At 61.8% G+C, this 17,375-nt stretch carries 14 protein-coding genes; 7 read left to right on the plus strand and 7 right to left on the minus strand.

Annotated elements, in window-relative coordinates:
* Window positions 1–128: 128 nt before the first annotated feature.
* Window positions 129–1,370: a glycoside hydrolase family 5 protein gene (locus NKH23_RS11730; protein ID WP_352977296.1), complete on the minus strand. Its 1,242-nt coding sequence runs from the start codon at window positions 1,368–1,370 to the stop codon at window positions 129–131.
* Between the two features lie 116 nt (window positions 1,371–1,486).
* Here NKH23_RS11730 and NKH23_RS11735 point away from each other — a divergent pair, with 116 nt between their 5' ends.
* The 3 genes from NKH23_RS11735 to NKH23_RS11745 all read left to right on the plus strand — a co-directional run bounded on the left by NKH23_RS11735 (window position 1,487) and on the right by NKH23_RS11745 (window position 5,814).
* Window positions 1,487–3,415 carry a heparinase II/III family protein gene (locus NKH23_RS11735; RefSeq protein WP_352718075.1) on the plus strand — a complete coding sequence of 643 codons (1,929 nt, stop codon included), beginning with the start codon at window positions 1,487–1,489 and terminating at the stop codon, window positions 3,413–3,415.
* A 237-nt stretch (window positions 3,416–3,652) separates the two neighbouring features.
* Window positions 3,653–4,648 carry a sterol desaturase family protein gene (locus NKH23_RS11740; protein ID WP_353025178.1) on the plus strand — a complete coding sequence of 332 codons (996 nt, stop codon included), beginning with the start codon at window positions 3,653–3,655 and terminating at the stop codon, window positions 4,646–4,648.
* A 332-nt stretch (window positions 4,649–4,980) separates the two neighbouring features.
* Window positions 4,981–5,814 (plus strand): GNAT family N-acetyltransferase, encoded by an 834-nt coding sequence (locus tag NKH23_RS11745; protein WP_353025180.1) that lies wholly within the window; start codon window positions 4,981–4,983, stop codon window positions 5,812–5,814.
* Window positions 5,815–6,033: 219 nt separating this feature from the next.
* Here NKH23_RS11745 and NKH23_RS11750 read toward each other — a convergent pair whose 3' ends face one another.
* The 6 genes from NKH23_RS11750 to NKH23_RS11775 form a co-directional block, all read right to left on the minus strand.
* The gene (locus NKH23_RS11750; protein ID WP_036238601.1) at window positions 6,034–6,345 is read right to left on the minus strand and encodes a UBP-type zinc finger domain-containing protein; all 312 of its coding nucleotides are present in this window, start codon (window positions 6,343–6,345) and stop codon (window positions 6,034–6,036) included.
* Window positions 6,342–8,033, minus strand: a complete 1,692-nt coding sequence (locus NKH23_RS11755; RefSeq protein WP_353034683.1) for an FAD-dependent oxidoreductase — start codon at window positions 8,031–8,033, stop codon at window positions 6,342–6,344. Before NKH23_RS11755 ends, NKH23_RS11750 begins: the two co-directional genes overlap by 4 nt.
* A 361-nt stretch (window positions 8,034–8,394) precedes the next feature.
* Window positions 8,395–9,321 (minus strand): NADP-dependent oxidoreductase, encoded by a 927-nt coding sequence (locus tag NKH23_RS11760; protein ID WP_352977300.1) that lies wholly within the window; start codon window positions 9,319–9,321, stop codon window positions 8,395–8,397.
* Window positions 9,322–9,435: 114 nt separating this feature from the next.
* On the minus strand, window positions 9,436–9,873 hold the full coding sequence (locus tag NKH23_RS11765; protein WP_353034685.1) for a CBS domain-containing protein: 438 nt from the start codon (window positions 9,871–9,873) through the stop codon (window positions 9,436–9,438).
* The gene (locus tag NKH23_RS11770; RefSeq protein WP_352718083.1) at window positions 9,870–10,004 is read right to left on the minus strand and encodes a hypothetical protein; all 135 of its coding nucleotides are present in this window, start codon (window positions 10,002–10,004) and stop codon (window positions 9,870–9,872) included. Before NKH23_RS11770 ends, NKH23_RS11765 begins: the two co-directional genes overlap by 4 nt.
* 367 nt (window positions 10,005–10,371) lie before the next feature.
* Window positions 10,372–11,169, minus strand: a complete 798-nt coding sequence (locus tag NKH23_RS11775; RefSeq protein WP_352718279.1) for an AraC family transcriptional regulator — start codon at window positions 11,167–11,169, stop codon at window positions 10,372–10,374.
* Window positions 11,170–11,446: 277 nt separating this feature from the next.
* Here NKH23_RS11775 and NKH23_RS11780 point away from each other — a divergent pair, with 277 nt between their 5' ends.
* From NKH23_RS11780 to NKH23_RS11795, 4 genes are all read left to right on the plus strand, one after another.
* Window positions 11,447–12,913: an alpha-glucosidase/alpha-galactosidase gene (locus NKH23_RS11780; RefSeq protein ID WP_352718085.1), complete on the plus strand. Its 1,467-nt coding sequence runs from the start codon at window positions 11,447–11,449 to the stop codon at window positions 12,911–12,913.
* A 122-nt stretch (window positions 12,914–13,035) separates the two neighbouring features.
* Window positions 13,036–15,120: an ABC transporter substrate-binding protein gene (locus tag NKH23_RS11785; RefSeq protein ID WP_352913801.1), complete on the plus strand. Its 2,085-nt coding sequence runs from the start codon at window positions 13,036–13,038 to the stop codon at window positions 15,118–15,120.
* Window positions 15,121–15,225: 105 nt separating this feature from the next.
* A complete protein-coding gene (locus NKH23_RS11790) occupies window positions 15,226–16,233 on the plus strand; it encodes an ABC transporter permease (protein WP_352661884.1) in 1,008 nt (335 codons plus the stop codon).
* A gap of 1 nt (window position 16,234) precedes the next feature.
* On the plus strand, window positions 16,235–17,368 hold the full coding sequence (locus tag NKH23_RS11795; RefSeq protein WP_352718088.1) for an ABC transporter permease: 1,134 nt from the start codon (window positions 16,235–16,237) through the stop codon (window positions 17,366–17,368).
* Window positions 17,369–17,375 lie beyond the last annotated feature (7 nt).

Below are 17,375 nucleotides of genomic sequence, written 5' to 3' on the forward strand. Positions count from 1 at the left end.
AAATGTGTTAAACACTTCGTGCCAATACAACCCAACCGGGAGAAAAGCTGCTACGGGCCGTTCCTCGATCAAGCCTGGCGGTCAGGGGTTGCCACCGGTTGTTCGCTGGTGAGGGGGAGTGACGGCACCTATGGCAGGCCCAATGCCTGCAGCATCTCCGGGTCGGGTACCGGGGGGCCATCGGGCCGGATGAGGCTCATCCCATAGGGATTGGAGAACTCCCAGACAGACCATGGGATCGCAAAGCGTTCGGCCTCTCGGCGCACTACCTTGAGATAGCGCGAACGGTCGGCCTCAAAGGCGCCCATGCGGCCGTCCGCTGACATGAGGATAGCGCCGAATTCGCCCATGAAGAGCCGCCGGCTGGGAATGCCATGGCCTTCAGCCCAGTCGACAGCCTGGCGAAAGCTCGCCTCCAGTTGGCTCTGGCCCCAGTTCTGCTCGAAATATTTCGCGATTGCTTGGCGCGCGGTGGCCATGTTCATCATCTGCTCGACCCTGCTCAAGCCGGCAGCTTCCATCCGCGCTCTAAGGGTTTCGGTCACCACTTCGGGTGTACTGCTGTCGGCCGGCCAGGGAAGTCCCGAAGCAAAGCTGATTGTGTCATCGGGCCGCTGGTGGGTGAAGCTGTGCGGCTCATACATATGGAAGCTGTAATAGAGGTTTGGGTCATCAAAGCCGGGGCTGAGGTTGACCAATCCGGCAATGCTGCCGCCGCAGGCGCCGGTTGCAACGATGGTAAGTTCGCTGCTGACCGCTCGAATGTCGTGGACGGTCCCTGCCATGATCCGCTGCCAGTCATCGCTGCCGCTCGCATCGCATGGGTAGTATGCGGGTTCGTTGTAAGGTTCGAGGGCGACTCTGTCGGTGCCTATCTTGACCAGCATGGCGGCGACCGCCACAACCATTTGACGATAGCGGGCAACGCCCTCGCTGTCGGCGCCGCCATAGATCATCTCCATGCTGTAGTCGGGAACCTGAGTGACGCCATGCAGGTCGAAAACCACCTTGAGGCCGGTCGACGTGATCCGCTCGACGGCGGCGGCAAGTATGTCCAGCGCCTGCTGCCGCTTGGCGCCCTCGCTGGCAAGCAGCGGGCCGGGATCGACGCTCAGCCGGACGAAGTCGAAGCCCATCGATCGGATGTGGGCAAACACCTCCCCGGACGGCCAGTCGGTGGGCGGCCTGCTTTCCGCAAGCCACTCCTTTTCGCTGCGATAGGGCGGCCAAACGTAGGTTCCGTCTTTCTCCACCGGCGACCAGTTGAGCCACTGATGCACGCCAACGCCGCGCTTGAGAGGGATGGGCGCTGCGTCGGCCGCCACAAGCAAGGCGAGCACCCAGGCAACAACATACACGGCTTTTCCCATCGCTACCTCCGCATGCTCGCGGGAGATATTAACCGCAACGAACGGGAAAGAAGATTGCCGGCCCGCAGCTTTTCGACGGCATGGTATACAAGGACCGAAACGTTGACGGGGCGTGCATGAGAATCGGCTGGTACATCAACCGATTGCGCAGCATGGGACCGGCCGAGGTGTTGCACCGGCTGGTGGAGCAACGTCGAAGGATCGCGTCGCGCCGCCGCGATGATGGGTGGGAGCGCTATCCATCGCCGCAGTTGCACCCGGTGCTGCCCGGATTTCGTCATGCTGCGCTGGCAGCGACCGACGCTCAACGGCAAGCCCTAGCGGCGGCCGCGCAAGAGATGCTTCAGGGCCGTTTTTCGGCACTCGGGCGGACATGGCCAAAGCGTGAGCCCGATCTTTTGTTTCCTGCTGAGCTTTGGCGTCTTGATCCGGTGACCGGCAGGCTTTGGCCTGGCCCCGAGGCTCATACTTTCGACATCGATTTTCGCCATGGCGGCGACCTTGGCGATATAAAATATGTCTGGGAGATCAACCGGCTGCAGCAATTGCCGCCACTGGCTGCACACCTGCTCCTCAGCGAGGATAATCGGTCCCGGAGTGCCATTGAGTTGGCGATCGGCAGTTGGTATTCCGCCAATCCGCCGTTCCGAGGCATTGGCTGGGCTTCCGGCATCGAAGTAGCGCTGCGAGCCATCAGCCTGATCGTCACCCTGGACCTCGTCCGCGACCGGCTTGACCCGGCGACACTGCGGAAAGCCGGTGAAATACTCGCGGCAAGCGCCTATTGGCTGCCGCGGTTTCCATCGCGATATTCCTCCGCCAACAACCATCTCGTCGCGGAATTGGCTGGCGAATATCTGGTCGGCCTGGCGCTCGGAGCCGAAACCGAAATTGCCCGCAGCGCCCTCCTGAATGAGACGCACAAGCAGATTCTTGCCGACGGCGCCGGTGCCGAGCAAACGCCGACCTATGCAGCCTTCAGCGCCGAACTCATCTTGCTGTGCGCCGCCGCGGCACGCCAGGCGGGAACGCCGTTTCCCTCGGCTGTCGAAGCGCGTCTGGGCGCCTTCGCCAATTTCGTCGGCTGGCTGCCACAGAAAGCCGCCCGCTTCGGCGACGACGATGAGGGCCATGTGCTGAAGCTGGGCGACGAGCCGAACTATATCCGATCCGTCGCGGCCGCCATCCACGGCTTACTGGGGACGCCGGGCAACACGCCGGAGCCTGACGATTTTCGTTCGCTTTTCTTTGGTGCGCCGTCGGGCCCGGCGCCCGCGGTGCATGGCTTGCAGACATTCGCGCAAGGCGGGCTCTCAGTCTGGCGCGGAGCAATGAATGGCCGCAATGTCGAACTGACGTTCGATCATGGACCGCTTGGCTATCTCTCGATAGCGGCGCACGGCCATGCCGACGCGCTGTCGCTTACCCTGTGCATCGACGGTGAGCCGGTGCTGGTCGATCCCGGCACCTGGCTCTACGGTTCGGGAGGCGCATGGCGCGACTGGTTCCGCTCCACACCGGCGCACAACACGCTGAACATCGAGGGTAAAAGCCAAAGCACCATCGCTGGAAATTTCAACTGGTCGCACAAGGCAGTCGCAGCGCTGGTGGAGAGCGAGCCGGGAACGCACTGGAGGCTGAGCGCCCGGCATGACGGCTATAGAAGCCGCTTCGGCGTCGTGCATCAGCGCACTTTGGCGCGCCAGGCCGATGGCATCCTCATCACCGACCAACTGCTCGGCGGCAGGCGCCAGTCCGAGATCGTCTTCCAGCTGGCGGCCGGTCTCCATGCCGACCGGCACGAAAACACGGTCACGGTGTTGCGCGGCGACGAGGCGCTGTTGGCCATCCGCTTTCCTGATGCTGCGCTCGATATCGGCGCCGGCGGTGACATGCCGGGCCGAGGCGGTTGGGTTTCACTGCGTTTTGGCACCAGGCAGCAAGCCGAACGGCTCGCTTGGCACGGCGAAGTGGGCGAAACCGGGATCGATATCCATCTTGCCCCAATTCACCCGCCGCAACGGAAAAAACCGGCGCCAACGTAGAGTTGCCGGGCGAGTTCCAGCCGTATTCGACATTAATTACGTTTGGACATTTAGCGGTTTCGTTACCGTTGATCTGCTAGTCTCGCACCATCCAGCCTGCTTTGCCCGCCGTGCCCGCAACAGCCACTGGTTGCAGGCGGCGTAGCGAGTTTGGCGGGAATTTTGTGCTTTGCTATTCGCCAGATCGCCTTCTTACGACCCCAGACTGCCTTCTTACGACCAGGAGCCGCTGCAACGATGTTTTCCGAATTTGCCAGAGCGATTGTGGAAAAGCTTTCGAACGTCAATCTGACCACGCTCGGCCTGCTTCTCCTCACCGCACTGGGCAGCGCGGTGATCGCCTACTGGCGAACTGTCGAACATAAATCCCTCAGGGACTTTTTCGACTTCGCCTTCCCGCCGGAAGTCATCCTGCACCCGTCGGCGCGAGCCGACGCCCTGTTCTGGATTACGAAACGGGCGATGATGCCTTTCCTGCTCATTCCTGCCGGCGTCACCTTCGTCGTCGCGGTGGGCTATGGCACACGCGAGGCAATCGGCTGGCTCTTTAACATCCACGCGCCGCTTCTCGCCGGCCCGGCGGGACCGGTGACGATCGTCATCTTCACCGCAACCATGCTGGTCGCCTATGACATTTCATACTACCTGTACCACGTCGCCCAGCACCGCTTCCCGTTCCTGTGGGAATTGCACAAGGTGCATCATTCGGCCGAGGTGATGGTGGGGATCACCAAGGACCGGGTTCATCCGCTGGACGATCTGATGAACCGTATGTGGGATGGCGTCATCCCGGGCATCTGCTTCGGTATCTGGAGCCTGATCGCACTCGATCCGGTAGAGGTCGCTATCTTCGGCATCAACGTCTACGTCATCCGCAACATCCTGATGATGGACTTTGTTCGCCATACGCATCTCAAGATATCGTTCGGCCCGTTGAACAACATCATCCTGTGTCCGCACTGGCACCAGGTGCATCACAGCATCGACCCGCGTCACTATGATAAGAATTTCGGCCTGCTTTTTTCGTTCTGGGATCGTCTGTTCGGAACGCAATTTGTCCCGGAGCCGGATGAAGACCTGAAATTTGGCCTGGTCGATCGCGATGTGCGCGATTACCAGTCGCTCTTTGGGCTCTACATCCTGCCGCTCAAGAAGATGGCAAGGCATGTCATGCGACTGTTTCACAGACGGCCCAATGTGGTCGCGCAGCCACAGGACAGTTCTCCTTCATGAACACCGCCGTTTCCATCGACGTCCTAGGCGCGGAGCGCCTGGAAATCGTCCGTTCGGCGGATCGCCTGGCTGCGGTCGAAGCCGCTTGGATGGAGCTTTGGCATCGCACCGACGGGCTGATCTTTCAAAGCCATGCCTGGATTTCGGCATGGTGGAGTACCGTACAACGCCGCGACCAGTGCGCGTTGCGGATCGGCCTGGTGTGGAAGGGCGAGAGACTCGTTGCTGTCGTTCCGCTGGCGATCGGCAGGCGCAGGAGGCTGCGGTTTCTCGAATGGGCGGCCGGCAGCTATACCGACTATGGGGATATTCTCGTCGCTCCGGAATGCTCGTTGTCGGCGCTGCAGGAGCTATGGACCCAACTCTGCGATGCAGGTGGCTTCGATCTTGCCTTGATCAGTCGTCTCTCGCCGGATGCGGCGGCCCGCAAAATTTTCACGCCGGGAGCTTCCGGCGGCATCAGGCTTCGTCACTTTCACCGAACGGAAGTCAGCTATCGCGTTGCCGGACAATGGGAAAGCGGAGCGGCATGGTTTGCGGACCAGTCGAAAAAGACGCGCCAGAACTATCGGCGCGGCATCAAAGCGCTGGAAGAAGCCGGAGAGGTGAGATTTCGCCTGCTTGCGCCCGACGAGCCGCTGCAACCGGTACTGGAGCGCCTCGCGGCCTTGAAGCGGAAATGGCTGACCGAGCGCATGCGTGAGTCAGACCTCTTCGAAGAGGGCGTGCCGGTACTCGCCGCGCTCGTCGATGCGCTGGCGCGCGCCGGCGTGCTGCATATCTTCGTCCTCGAATGCAATGGCGTGATGGTCGCGGTGTCGATCAACTTCGTCCAGCACGACGTGATGATGGCCTTCGTGACGACGTTCGATCCGGATTTCGGCCGGGCGTCGCCAGGTGTGATCCTGTTGATGGACTATGTACAGTGGTCGATCGATCACGGCTTGAGCACGGTCGATTTCCTCTGTGGCGCAGAGTCGTTCAAACACAAATTCTCAACGCAGGCGGTTACGCTGGAATCCGTCATCGGGACGCGCACGGCACAGGGTGCGCTTGCATCTCTTGCCGATCGTGTCCTTCAGACCGTCAGGCATATGCGCGAGCGTTCATCGGCACCACCAGAGGGACGCGATACGCCCGCTCAAGCCGAAGCAGCCCTGGACTAAAGCGCGTCGCGTTCGATCGGCCTCATGCGACGCGCTTTAGATTCTTGTTTTTATCCATGTCGTTATCGCTAAACCGCTGCACACTTTTGCGCGACGTGCATTAGAACGCTTCGTTTCACGGAAACGCCGAACAGCTCTATCTTCTGTTTTGACGCAATTCCGGACGAAAACCGTTCACACTTTTCCTGGAGTTGCTGTAGCGGGCCGCTCGCAAAAAGCTCAAATGAAGCGCGGTATCGGACCGTTTTGCGGCGTGGTGCGGTCGCCGAGGTCGAGGAAGATTTCGTCGATGTAGCACCATCCCCAACCTTCCGGCGGATCGTAGCCTTCGATGACAGGATGGCCGGTTGCCCGAAAATGCTTGGTCGCATGACGGTTGGGCGAGTCGTCGCAGCAGCCGACATGGCCGCATGTGCGGCAGAGCCGCAGATGCACCCACTGCGAACCGCTCTTCAGGCATTCCTCGCAACCGAGCGCGCTCGGCGTCACGTCGCGAATATCCCCGGCGTGCCTGCATTCGTCTGCCATCATACGCTCCTGACCAGTTGTGGCGCCACGGCGAGACTGCCGTTTCGCGCGAGATATGCATGCAGCGCTGCAACCACCTGGGCGCCTTCGCCGACGGCAGCGGCGACGCGCTTGATCGAGCCGGAGCGCACGTCGCCGATGGCGAACACCCCGCCGCGGTTCGTCTCCAGTGCACCACGTTCCTGGCCAATGTCAGGCCCGGTGCGAACGAAGCCCTTCGCGTCCAACGCCACGCCGCATTGCGCCAGCCAGTCGGTGTTCGGATCGGCGCCGATGAACAGGAAGAGGTGGCGGATCGGACGTGCTGTCTCGGTGTCGCGGTTGCGCCAGCGCACTTTGCCAAGATTGCCGTCGTCGCCTTCCAGGGCCGCAATCTGCGTCTCAGCCAGCACTTTGATGTTCGGCTGTGCCCTGACCCGCTCCACCAGATAGCGCGACATGCTCGCATCGAGGCTGCTGCCGCGCGCCAGCAGCCATACCTTCTTCACATGCGCCGCCAGATAGACAGCAGCCTGACCAGCCGAATTGCCGGCGCCGACCAGGGCTACCTCTTGCCCGGCACAAAGCCGCGCTTCGATTGGCGAAGCCCAGTAATGCACGGAGGTTCCCTCGAATTGCGCCAGGTTTGCCATGTCGAGGCGGCTATAGCGCGCTCCGCTGGCGATCACCACCGACCGTGCCCGCACGGTCTCCCCGCTGCCGACAGCGAGCGTGTAGTGGGCGCCGGACGTGTCGCTTGCACTGCCCAGCCGCTTCGCCTCGTCCGGTATCACCATCTCGACGCCGAATTTCTGCGCCTGATTGTAGGCGCGCGCCATCAGAGCCATCCCCGAAATGCCGGTCGGGAAACCGAGATAGTTCTCGATGCGCGAGGAGGCGCCCGCCTGTCCACCAAAGGCACGGCAATCGAGCACGATCGTCGACAACCCTTCGGAAGCCGCGTAGACGGCCGCCGCGAGGCCGGCCGGTCCGGCGCCGACAATGGCCACGTCGTACAGCTTGCCGGCGTCGATCGGCCTCACCAGGCCGATGCAGCGGGCAAGCTCGTTCTCTCCGGGATTGAGCAGCAGCTTGCCGTTCGGACAGAGCACGATCGGCAAATGGTGGATATCGACATGGAAGCGTTCGATCAGCGTCTTGGCGCAAGAATCGGTAGCCGAATCGAGAACCCGATGCGGCTGACCGCTGCGGGCCAGAAAACCTTGCAGCCGCAACACGTCGCCGCTGTCGACCGGTCCGACAATGATCGGTCCGGCTGTGCCGCTCTCGAGCAGGCCGACACGACGCAGGATCAGCGCCCGCATGATGCGCTCGCCGAGGTTTGCTTCCTGCACCATCAGGTCCCGCAGCCTTTGCGAGGGGATGACGAGCGCCTCGACCGGCTCGACCGCCTCCACATCCACCAGTGAGGGTCGGGCTGAAAGCTGCGCCAACTCGCCGACGAAATTGCCTGCACCGTGCGTGACGATTGTTTCGCGCCGGCCGAAGCTGCCGCCCTGGATGATATCCACCTTGCCGGACAGGACCACGATCAGACCGGGCGCCAGCTCGCCGGCTTTGACGATCTGTTCGCCTGTGGCATAGGACACGGCTTCGCCGAAACGGCCCATGCGGTCCAGGTCCGCCTCAGTCAGCGCTGGAAACATCTGATCGCGACGGGCAATGGAGGTCGGATTGACGGATTGATACATGCTTCGAACCTATCGCCGGTGTTCGACAGTTTGAAGCGGTTTTTTGCGGCTTGCGGCCGGTAGGAACCTAGCCCGCCTGTCGGTAAACGCTGTGCCCTTCGCTTCGCAGTTAACTGACGGCGGCCCGTGCGACGGTGTCGTCGCGACGTGCCTCACAATCCGTTGCATCTCCTTGATTTGTTTGATTTGCGCATCCCGGCAAACCCGGCGCATGCTGCTTCAGCCGGCACCTGTCTAAGCCGGCCAGGCCCGGCGCGCCGTCCTGTGTCAAACTCTCGGCCGCCGGGCTTCTGGACAGCAGAAAACGGCCTGTGTCCGAGCACTCCGCAAACGGGCCTGCGGCCTGTTGTTCGGCGAGTGCTCAGGCGGCTACCTGAAGCACAATCTTGCCGCGCGTGTGCTGCTTCTCGAGCTGTTCCTCTGCCTTGGCGACTTCCTCAAGAGGATAGATTGCCTGCACGAATGGCCTGACCTTCCCGGCGTCGATGAGGCGGCTGATCTCGGCAAGCTGTGCCGCGTTCGGCTTGGTCAAATAGGAAACGCCGCGAGCCCGATGCTGGCGGGCCTTTTCCGCCGACGGTTCGGAAAGCGTTGAGACGAGCGTCCCGCCGGGCTTGAGCACGTCCCACGAGCGGTCCTGTGTTTCACCCGCTACCAGGTCGAAGACGAGGTCGACGTCCTCGACAACCTCCTCGAAGCGCTGGTTCTTGTAATCGACCGCCTGGTCGGCGCCAAGCGCGCGGACGAAATTGAAATCCTGCGCGGAAACGGTCGTCGCGACGAAGGCGCCCGCAGCCTTTGCAAACTGCACCGCCAGATGACCGACGCCGCCGGCGCCACCATGGATGAGGACCCGCTGCCCGGATTTGAGACCGCCGTGATCGAAAAGGCCTTGCCACGCGGTAAGGCCCGCAAGTGGCACGGCGGCGGCTTCGGCGTGGCTTAAGCGTTGCGGCTTCGCCGCCGCCTCCGTTGCCTTGACGACGACATATTCGGCGTTGCCGCCGCGGTCGTTGCCGAGCATGGCATATAGCGGATCGCCCTTCTTCAGCGTATGGGCCCGCGTGCCGCACAGTTCCACCACGCCGGATACGTCGCGGCCGAGCGTGACGGGCAGATCTGCGCCTGACGAGCCTTCGCGAACCTTGTAGTCGACTGGATTGACGCTTGCCGCGCAGACCTTGAGCGTGACCTCATCGTCGCGCGGTTGAGGCAAGGGAACGTCGTCCAGCGAAAGAACCTCCGGTCCACCAAAATCGTGGATACGGACGGCCTTCATAGTAATCATGGCTTGCTCCTCATCGGGTTGCAGTCCAGTTCGCCTCTGAACAGTTTCGCCGGCAGGCCGGCGTCTATCCACCCGGCGGTTCGGTCGTAGCAAAGGCCGGCCGGTCGTGCGGGGTCAGTGTATCGTTTGCGAATGCTCGCCGCCGGGTTGCGAGATGCCGCTTAGCGCTTCACCTGCTGTCGCCGTCTCGCTGTTGGTGGCGAGGTCGCCCAGCGAAACGATGCCGACCAGGCGCTTGTCGCGGTTTAGCACCGGCAACCGGCGCACTTTCAGGTCAGCCATGTTGCGCAGAACATCCTCCGCGTCTTCGTCTTCGAAGCAATACCTGACCTCGGTGCTCATCACTTCCCGTACCTTGGCGTCAGGTGTCTTGCCTTGGGCGACGCCGCGGATTGCGATGTCGCGATCGGTTACCATGCCGAAAAGCCGGTCGTTCTCGCCCACCGGCATTGCGCCGGCATCGAGGCGACCCATCATTTCTGCCGCATCGCGCAGGGTTTGCTGCGGACTGGCGATCTCGACGTCCTTTGTCATGCAGTTGCCGACTTTCATTTTAACCTCCATTGGTTGCAGGGCCCGCCGCCGGTTTCCATGATGGAAGGGTGAATGAGCGCCAGCGCAAAACGTTCCATGGCAAGACCCGTTTCGAGCGCTTCGCCAAAATCACCCTTGCCATCCTCCATACCGACCGCCCTTCAGGCGGTCGGCCCGGGAAAGGTCGGTTCCGAAGGAATTTCGGAAGGCGTGCCAGGAGGAATTCCGATTGGCTCCTGGTCCGGCGTTGGAATTGGATCCGGCGAGGGCGGGGGTACGCCTGGAGGTTCTGCCGGCGGAGTCTCCGGCGGGGCAGGCGGCCGGGCCGGCTCCGGATTGGGATTGTCCGGCAGTGGATTCGGGTTGTTCGGATCGGGATTGTTCATCGATCACTCCCGTGACATCTGTGGCCTGATCTCCGCCAAGAGCGGGTTGCGGCAGCGGCGAGCAGGCTCTCCTGTCCTAAACCAAGGGGAAGCAAAAGCGTTCCCACATCCGATGCCAAGCGATGCCAACCTATCGGGCGGTTCCCAGGCTGGCATACATTCCGTTGGTGCGGAATTGCGTCGGGTTGACGCCGTAGAGGCGGCGGAAGACCTTCGAAAAATAATTGGCATCCTCGAAGCCGCACATGATGGCGACCTCCTTGACCGGCAGGAAATCGGCCTTCGTCAGCAACTTCGCCGCGCGCTGCAGTCGCTGCTGCAGTACGAATTCGGCGGGTGGAAGTCCCTCGCTCTCGGCGAAGCAGCGCGAGAAATGCGCACGGCTCAGGCCGCTGATCTCGGCGAGATCGGCAACGCGGAGCGGCCTGTCGAGGTTGGCCTTGATGTGATCGATGACCGGCTGCATGGCGCTCTTGTCGTCGGTGACGGCATGCGAGCCGAAGACATCGTCGTAGAGCGCCATGGCTGCTTCATAGGCGACGGCCGAGGCGGCTCCGGGCGAGACCGCGCCCGTGATCAGGCGCACGCTGCAATCGGCCAGATGATCGATCGTCGAGGGCTTCAGCCGTAGCACGGGACCGACGGCGGCAAGGATCGACTTGTGGATGCGCAGTGCCTCCTCGCCGTTCATCGATATCCAGAAGAATTCCCAGCGTTCGCCCCTGGCCAGCCAGTAACGGTGGTTGTGCGGCACGAGAACCAGCAACGTATCGCCCTTTTGCAGGCGGTAGTTCCGGTTCTCGTAGCGCAATCGGCCGGTGCCGCTGATCGTGTGCTGGAGCACGGTAAACGGCGTCTGGCCGCGCCTGCGCCCATCCCAGTCGTAGACCTCGTTCTCGCGAACTTCATAGCCGGTGCTTGTCGGCATGGTGTGCAGGCGCTGGCGGCCGCGCGGCAGCGATACCGTCCTGCCCGCCGGCCCGGCGTCGATCAAGTTCCGCAGCACAAAATTACCCCTAAAAGCATAATCCTTCTCTGGTCGCGTGCTGAATTAGGCGCATAATCCCTCGAGAAAAGCAAAAGAAACCGCGGTCAAAGAGCGGACGGGAGGAAGTGCCGGATTCCAGCCTGCATGCCACGGCAGGCGGGCCGGGCCTCTTTTCGCCGCCTTTGCCCTAGCATTCGATCAGGTCGAGGTGAGACTGATGAGTTTCAAGATCGCTATCATCGGTGCCGGAAGCGTCGGCTTCACCAAGAAGCTCTTTACCGACATTTTGTGCGTTCCTGAATTCAGGGATGTCGAATTCGCGCTGACCGATCTCAGCGAGCGCAACCTTCAGATGATCAAGTCGATCCTCGACAGGGTCGTCGAATTCAACAGGCTGCCGACCAAGGTTACGGCAACGACCGACCGCCGTGCTGCCCTCGAGGGTGCCCGCTACGTCATCAGCTGCGTTCGCGTCGGCGGTCTCGAAGCCTATGCCGACGACATCCGCATTCCGCTGAAGTATGGCATCGACCAATGCGTCGGCGACACGATCTGCGCCGGCGGCATCCTCTACGGCCAGCGCAACATTCCGGTAATCCTCGATTTCTGCAAGGACATCCTCGAAGTCGCCGAGCCTGGGGCGAAATTCCTGAACTACGCCAACCCAATGGCCATGAACACCTGGGCGGCGATCGAATATGGCAAGGTCGATACTGTCGGCCTCTGCCACGGCGTCCAGCATGGCGCCGACCAGATCGCCGAAGTGCTCGGCGCCAAGTCGCGCACCGAGCTCGACTACATCTGCTCCGGCATCAATCACCAGACCTGGTTCATCGACCTGCGTCTCAACGGCCGCAAGATCGGCAAGGACGAGCTGGTTGCCGCCTTCGAGGCGCATCCGGTCTATTCGCAGCAGGAAAAGCTGCGCATCGACGTCCTGAAGCGCTTCGGCGTCTATTCGACCGAAAGCAACGGCCATCTTTCCGAATACCTGCCATGGTATCGCAAGCGGCCGGACGAAATCACCCGCTGGATCGACATGTCCGACTGGATCCACGGCGAGACCGGCGGCTACCTTCGTTATTCGACCGAAACGCGCAACTGGTTCGAAACCGAATTCCCACAATTTCTCGAATCCGCCGCCAGGCCGATAGACCCCGCCAAACGCTCCAACGAGCATGCCAGCCACATTCTCGAAGCGCTGGAGACGAACCGCGTTTATCGCGGCCACTTCAACGTCAAGAACAACGGCATCATCACCACCCTGCCGCAGGACGCGATTGTCGAGTCGCCCGGCTTCGTCGACCGCTTCGGTATCAACATGGCGGCAGGCATCACGCTGCCGGAGGCCTGCGCTGCCACTTGCATTTCCTCGATCAACGTCCAGCGCATGTCGGTTCATGCGGCAATCTCCGGCGATATCGACCTGCTGAAGCTCGCGGTCCTGCACGACCCGCTGGTCGGCGCGGTTTCGACGCCGGAAGAGGTTTGGCAAATGGTGGACGAGATGGTCGTCGCCCAGTCCCGCTGGCTGCCGCAATATGCCGATGCGGTGCCGGCCGCGAAGGAGCGGCTTTCGAAATCCAGGGTCAAGACCCGCGAATGGGCCGGTGCGGCGCGACGCGACGTCCGTTCGATCGAGGAATTGCGTGCGGAAAAATCGGCTCTCAAGCAGGCCGTCTGAATTTCATCAGGACGGATTGCGGTAAAGTTTCGGAGGGATTTTCGGCGCCGCACCGTCTGCATATCGTTCGAGGAGAAATGGAGCGGCGTCAACGCGCTCCTGAACAACAGGGAGGAGAGACGATGAGGAACTTTCGAAACATTGGCATTCTCGCCGGGCTGGCGCTTAGCGTCTCGGCCTCGGCGCTGAGCGCATATGCATCCGAGCCGACGGTGCCGCCGGTGCCCGCGCAATTTCCCGCCGAGGGAAAGATCAAACACGTCGCGCGCGACTCGATCCTGGAGTTCAAGGCACTTCCAGAATACCACGAACCCGATTGGGTCACCGACAAATACGTCAAGGCAGGCAAGCTGCCGCCGGTCAAGGACCGGCTGCCTAAGGAGCCGCTGGTCTTCAAGACCGGCAATATGCCGGACGGCGTCGGTGTCTACGGTGACACCATGCGCCATGTCATCGGCGGCCGGCCGGAGGGCTGGAACTATGGCGCCGGCCAGACGCAGGGCTGGGGCGGCATCGACATCGGCCTTTCCGAATGCCTGACGCGCACCGCACCGCTTTTCCAGGTCGAGGCCAAGGACACGGAGCCGCTGCCTAACCTCGCCAGGAGTTGGGACTGGTCGAAGGACGGCCACACGCTGACGATGCATCTGGTCGCGGGCGCGAAATGGTCGGACGGCGTTCCGTTCAACGCCGACGATGTGATGTTCTACTGGGACGACGAGGTGATCGACCCTAATGTGTCGCCGCTGAACGGCGCGACGCAGGAGACCTTCGGCGTCGGCACGACGTTGAAGAAAATCGACGACTATACCGTCGAGTGGACCTTCAAGGACGCCTTTCCGAAGCAATATCTCTACGCCATGGCTTACGGCACCTTCTGTCCGGGCCCGTCGCATATCCTCAAGCCGCAGCATCCGAAATATTCGAAGAACACCTACGAGCAGTTCAAGAACGCCTTCCCGCCGGAATATATGAACATGCCGGTGATGGGTGCCTGGGTGCCGGTGGCATACCGCCCCGACGACATCATCGTCATGCGCCGCAATCCGTACTATTGGAAGGTCGACGAGAAGGGCAACCAGCTGCCGTATCTCAACGAGCTGCATTACAAGCTGTCGACCTGGGCCGACCGCGACGTTCAGGCGGTGTCGGGGGCGGGCGACTTCTCCAATCTGGAGCAGCCGGAGAACTTCGTCGCCTCGCTGAAGCGAGCGGCGCAAAAGGACGCGCCGGCACGGCTTGCCTTCGGCCCGCGGCTGATCGGCTATAATCTGCGCATGAATTTCTCAGCCAATGGCTGGGGCAACCCCGACGAGCGCGGACAGGCGGTACGCGAGCTGAACCGCAACGAGGATTTCCGCAAGGGCGTCACCATGGCGCTCGACCGCAAGGCGCTCGGCGACTCGCTGGTCAAGGGTCCGTTCACTGCCATCTATCCGGGCGGCTTCTCCTCGGGTACGAGCTTCTACGACCGGAAGTCGACGGTCTACTACCCCTTCGATCTCGAAGGCGCCAAGGCGGAACTCGCCAAGGCAGGCCTGAAGGACACCGACGGCGACGGGTTCGTCAATTTTCCTGCCGGCACCGCCGGCGGCAAGAATGTCGAGATCGTGATGCTCGTCAACAACGATTACACCACCGACAAGAGCCTCGCGGAGGGCATCGTCGGCCAGATGGAGAAGCTAGGTCTTCGCGTTGTCCTGAACGGGTTGAACGGTACCCAGCGCGATCAGGCTAATTACTCCGGTCGCTTCGACTGGCTGGTAAGGCGCAACGAAACGGAGCTCACCTCGGTAGTGCAGAACACCGAGCAACTGGCGCCGGTCGGTCCACGCACCAGCTGGAACCACCGCGCTCCGGAAAACGGCCAGGTTGATCTGATGCCGTTCGAGAAGGACCTTGTCGACATCGTCAACAAGTTCGTCTCGGCGCAGGACAATGACCAGCGCGCCAGCCTGATGAAGCAGTTCCAGAAGATCTCGACGGAACACGTCTATACCGTCGGGCTCACCGAATATCCCGGCGCGCTGATCATCAACAAACGTTTCTCCAATATCCCGCAGGGAACGCCGATCTTCATGTTCAACTGGGCCGAGGATTCGATCGTCCGCGAGCGGGTCTGGGTGGCCGCCGACAAGCAGCAGAAATATGAACTGTTTCCCGAGCAGCTTCCCGGAAAGCCCGGGGACAAGGGTCCGACGAACTGAGTTTCCTCCCCTGACTTGAAAATTCCCGGCCGCGCTGCTGGCGCGGCCGGGACAAAGCCAGCGGTGAGGGATAACTGAGAACCTGAGCGAGGAGAAAAACGGTCGATGCTGCGATTTCTGCTTATGCGCATAGCATCCGCAATACCGGTTCTCGCCATTTTGAGCGTGGTTACCTTCGCGATCATCCAGGCACCGCCGGGTAACTATGCCGATTACATTCGCTTGCAGCTCATCAACCAGGGTGGAGCCTCCTTTGCCGAGGCCGATGCCCAGGCGAAGGCTTACAGCGTGGAGCATGGCCTCGATAAGCCGGTTCCGCTCCAATACCTGAACTGGATCGCCGGCATCGTCACCCGGGGCGATTTCGGCCACAGCCTGTATTACAACAAGCCCGTCGCCGACGTGGTAGGCGAGCGGCTGCCGCGCACGCTGCTGCTTGCGCTTGTCTGCCACCTCTTGGCTTCGGTGCTGGGCATCGGCTTTGGTATCTGGGCGGCGACCAGGCAGTACAGCTGGATCGACAGTACGCTGTCAGCGATTTCCTTCCTCGGAATGACGGTACCGCGCTTCCTGATGGCGCTGATCATCGTCTATCTGCTGGTCTTCCAGTTCAACGTCTCCGAGATCGGCAGCTTCTTTTCGCCGCAATTTGGCGGGGCGCCGTGGTCCTGGGCGAAGTTCGTCGATCTGGTCCGGCATGTCTGGCCGGTTGTCGCCATCGCCACCTTCGGCGGGCTCGCCTACAACATGCGGGTGATGCGCGGCAATCTGCTCGACACGCTGAATGCGCAATATGTCGAAACCGCTCGCGCCAAGGGCCTTAGCGGCGGTGCGGTCGTCATGCGCCATGCGGTGCCCAATGCGCTGCATCCGCTGGTCATGTATCAGGGCGTGGTGCTGCCCTATATGCTGACCGGCGAGATCGAGACGGCGATCATCTTTGCCCTGCCGACCGTCGGCCCGGCGATCGTTGGTTCGATGGCGGTCGGTGACGTCTATGTCACGGCGACCTTCATGATGGTGCTGTCGGCGACGCTGATCGTCGGCAACATCATCGCCGACATGCTGCTCGTTATGCTCGACCCGCGTGTGCGCCAATATGCAGGGTCCTGAGATGCTTGCTTTCGAGCCCTCGCTGCCGCCACTTGCCGAGCAACCGGCCAAGGTCAAGCCGCGCGGCAATGAGAGCTACATCGCGCTCGTCTGGCGCCGCCTGAAACGGTCCTGGACCGGCATGGCCGGGCTCATCCTGGTCGCGTTTCTGGTGCTGCTGGCGGTGTTTGCCGACTTCTTCGCACCGATGGATCCCAAGGTGACCGATGTCGGCTTTGCCCCGCCGCAGATGATGAGCTTCCATGACAGAGACGGCAACTTCGTCTTCCAGCCACGCGTCTATGCCCTGGCGGATTCGGAAGACCTCGACCCGGTTACCTTCCAACCCGTCGTCGGGCCGGACTACGACCATCCGCGGCTGCTCGGCTTCTTCGTCAAGGGAGCGGAGTACAGACTGCTCGGCCTGCTTCCCGCGAACCGGCACTTCTTCGGCTCGACCGACGGCCAGCCGGTGCATTTCCTTGGCACCGACAAATTCGGCCGCGATGTGCTGGCTCGTGCGATCTATGGTTCGCGCATCTCGTTGATGATCGCATTGACCGTGGTCTTCATCGTCACCGTGATCGGCACGACGGTCGGCATGGTGTCGGGCTATTTCGGCGGCACATTCGATGTCTGGGTCCAGCGCTTCGTCGAACTGGTGCTCGCATTTCCGCAATTGCCGCTTTATCTGGCGCTGACGTCACTCGTTCCGGTGACGGCGCCGACGAATGTCTTTCTGGCCTTCGTGATCGTTGTCATGTCGGCACTCGGCTGGGCGCAGATGTCGCGCGAGGTGCGCGGCAAGACCCTGGCACTGGCGCGGATCGACTACGTTCGTGCGGCGATGGCGGTCGGCGCCACGGACGGCCGCATCATCATGCAACATATTTTTCCAAACGTGATGAGCCACGTCATCGTTGCGGTCACGTTGGCAATCCCCAGCGTGGTCCTGCTCGAATCCTTCCTTGGTTTTCTCGGCTTCGCGGTGAAGCCGCCGCTGATCTCCTGGGGCCTGATGCTGCAAGACACCGCGACCTATTCGGTCATCGGCACTTATCCCTGGATCCTCTCGCCGGTCGGCTTCGTGCTTGTCACCGTCTTCGCGTTCAACGCGCTTGGCGATGGACTGCGCGATGCGGTCGATCCGTATTGACGTGACA

Origin of the sequence: Mesorhizobium sp. M1328 (genome assembly GCF_040318075.1) — a bacterium.
In the GTDB taxonomy this organism is placed as follows: domain Bacteria; phylum Pseudomonadota; class Alphaproteobacteria; order Rhizobiales; family Rhizobiaceae; genus Mesorhizobium.

Bases quoted from the DNA above. Each gene is read 5' to 3' on its own strand.
- NKH23_RS11730 (WP_352977296.1), bottom strand. From the start codon at position 1,370: ATGGGAAAAGCCGTGTATGTTGTTGCCTGGGTGCTCGCCTTGCTTGTG.
- NKH23_RS11735 (WP_352718075.1), top strand. From the start codon at position 1,487: ATGAGAATCGGCTGGTACATCAACCGATTGCGCAGCATGGGACCGGCC.
- NKH23_RS11740 (WP_353025178.1), top strand. From the start codon at position 3,653: ATGTTTTCCGAATTTGCCAGAGCGATTGTGGAAAAGCTTTCGAACGTC.
- NKH23_RS11750 (WP_036238601.1), bottom strand. From the start codon at position 6,345: ATGATGGCAGACGAATGCAGGCACGCCGGGGATATTCGCGACGTGACG.
- NKH23_RS11755 (WP_353034683.1), bottom strand. From the start codon at position 8,033: ATGTATCAATCCGTCAATCCGACCTCCATTGCCCGTCGCGATCAGATG.
- NKH23_RS11760 (WP_352977300.1), bottom strand. From the start codon at position 9,321: ATGATTACTATGAAGGCCGTCCGTATCCACGATTTTGGTGGACCGGAG.
- NKH23_RS11765 (WP_353034685.1), bottom strand. From the start codon at position 9,873: ATGAAAGTCGGCAACTGCATGACAAAGGACGTCGAGATCGCCAGTCCG.
- NKH23_RS11770 (WP_352718083.1), bottom strand. From the start codon at position 10,004: ATGGAGGATGGCAAGGGTGATTTTGGCGAAGCGCTCGAAACGGGTCTT.
- NKH23_RS11775 (WP_352718279.1), bottom strand. From the start codon at position 11,169: ATGCCGACAAGCACCGGCTATGAAGTTCGCGAGAACGAGGTCTACGAC.
- NKH23_RS11780 (WP_352718085.1), top strand. From the start codon at position 11,447: ATGAGTTTCAAGATCGCTATCATCGGTGCCGGAAGCGTCGGCTTCACC.
- NKH23_RS11785 (WP_352913801.1), top strand. From the start codon at position 13,036: ATGAGGAACTTTCGAAACATTGGCATTCTCGCCGGGCTGGCGCTTAGC.
- NKH23_RS11790 (WP_352661884.1), top strand. From the start codon at position 15,226: ATGCTGCGATTTCTGCTTATGCGCATAGCATCCGCAATACCGGTTCTC.
- NKH23_RS11795 (WP_352718088.1), top strand. From the start codon at position 16,235: ATGCTTGCTTTCGAGCCCTCGCTGCCGCCACTTGCCGAGCAACCGGCC.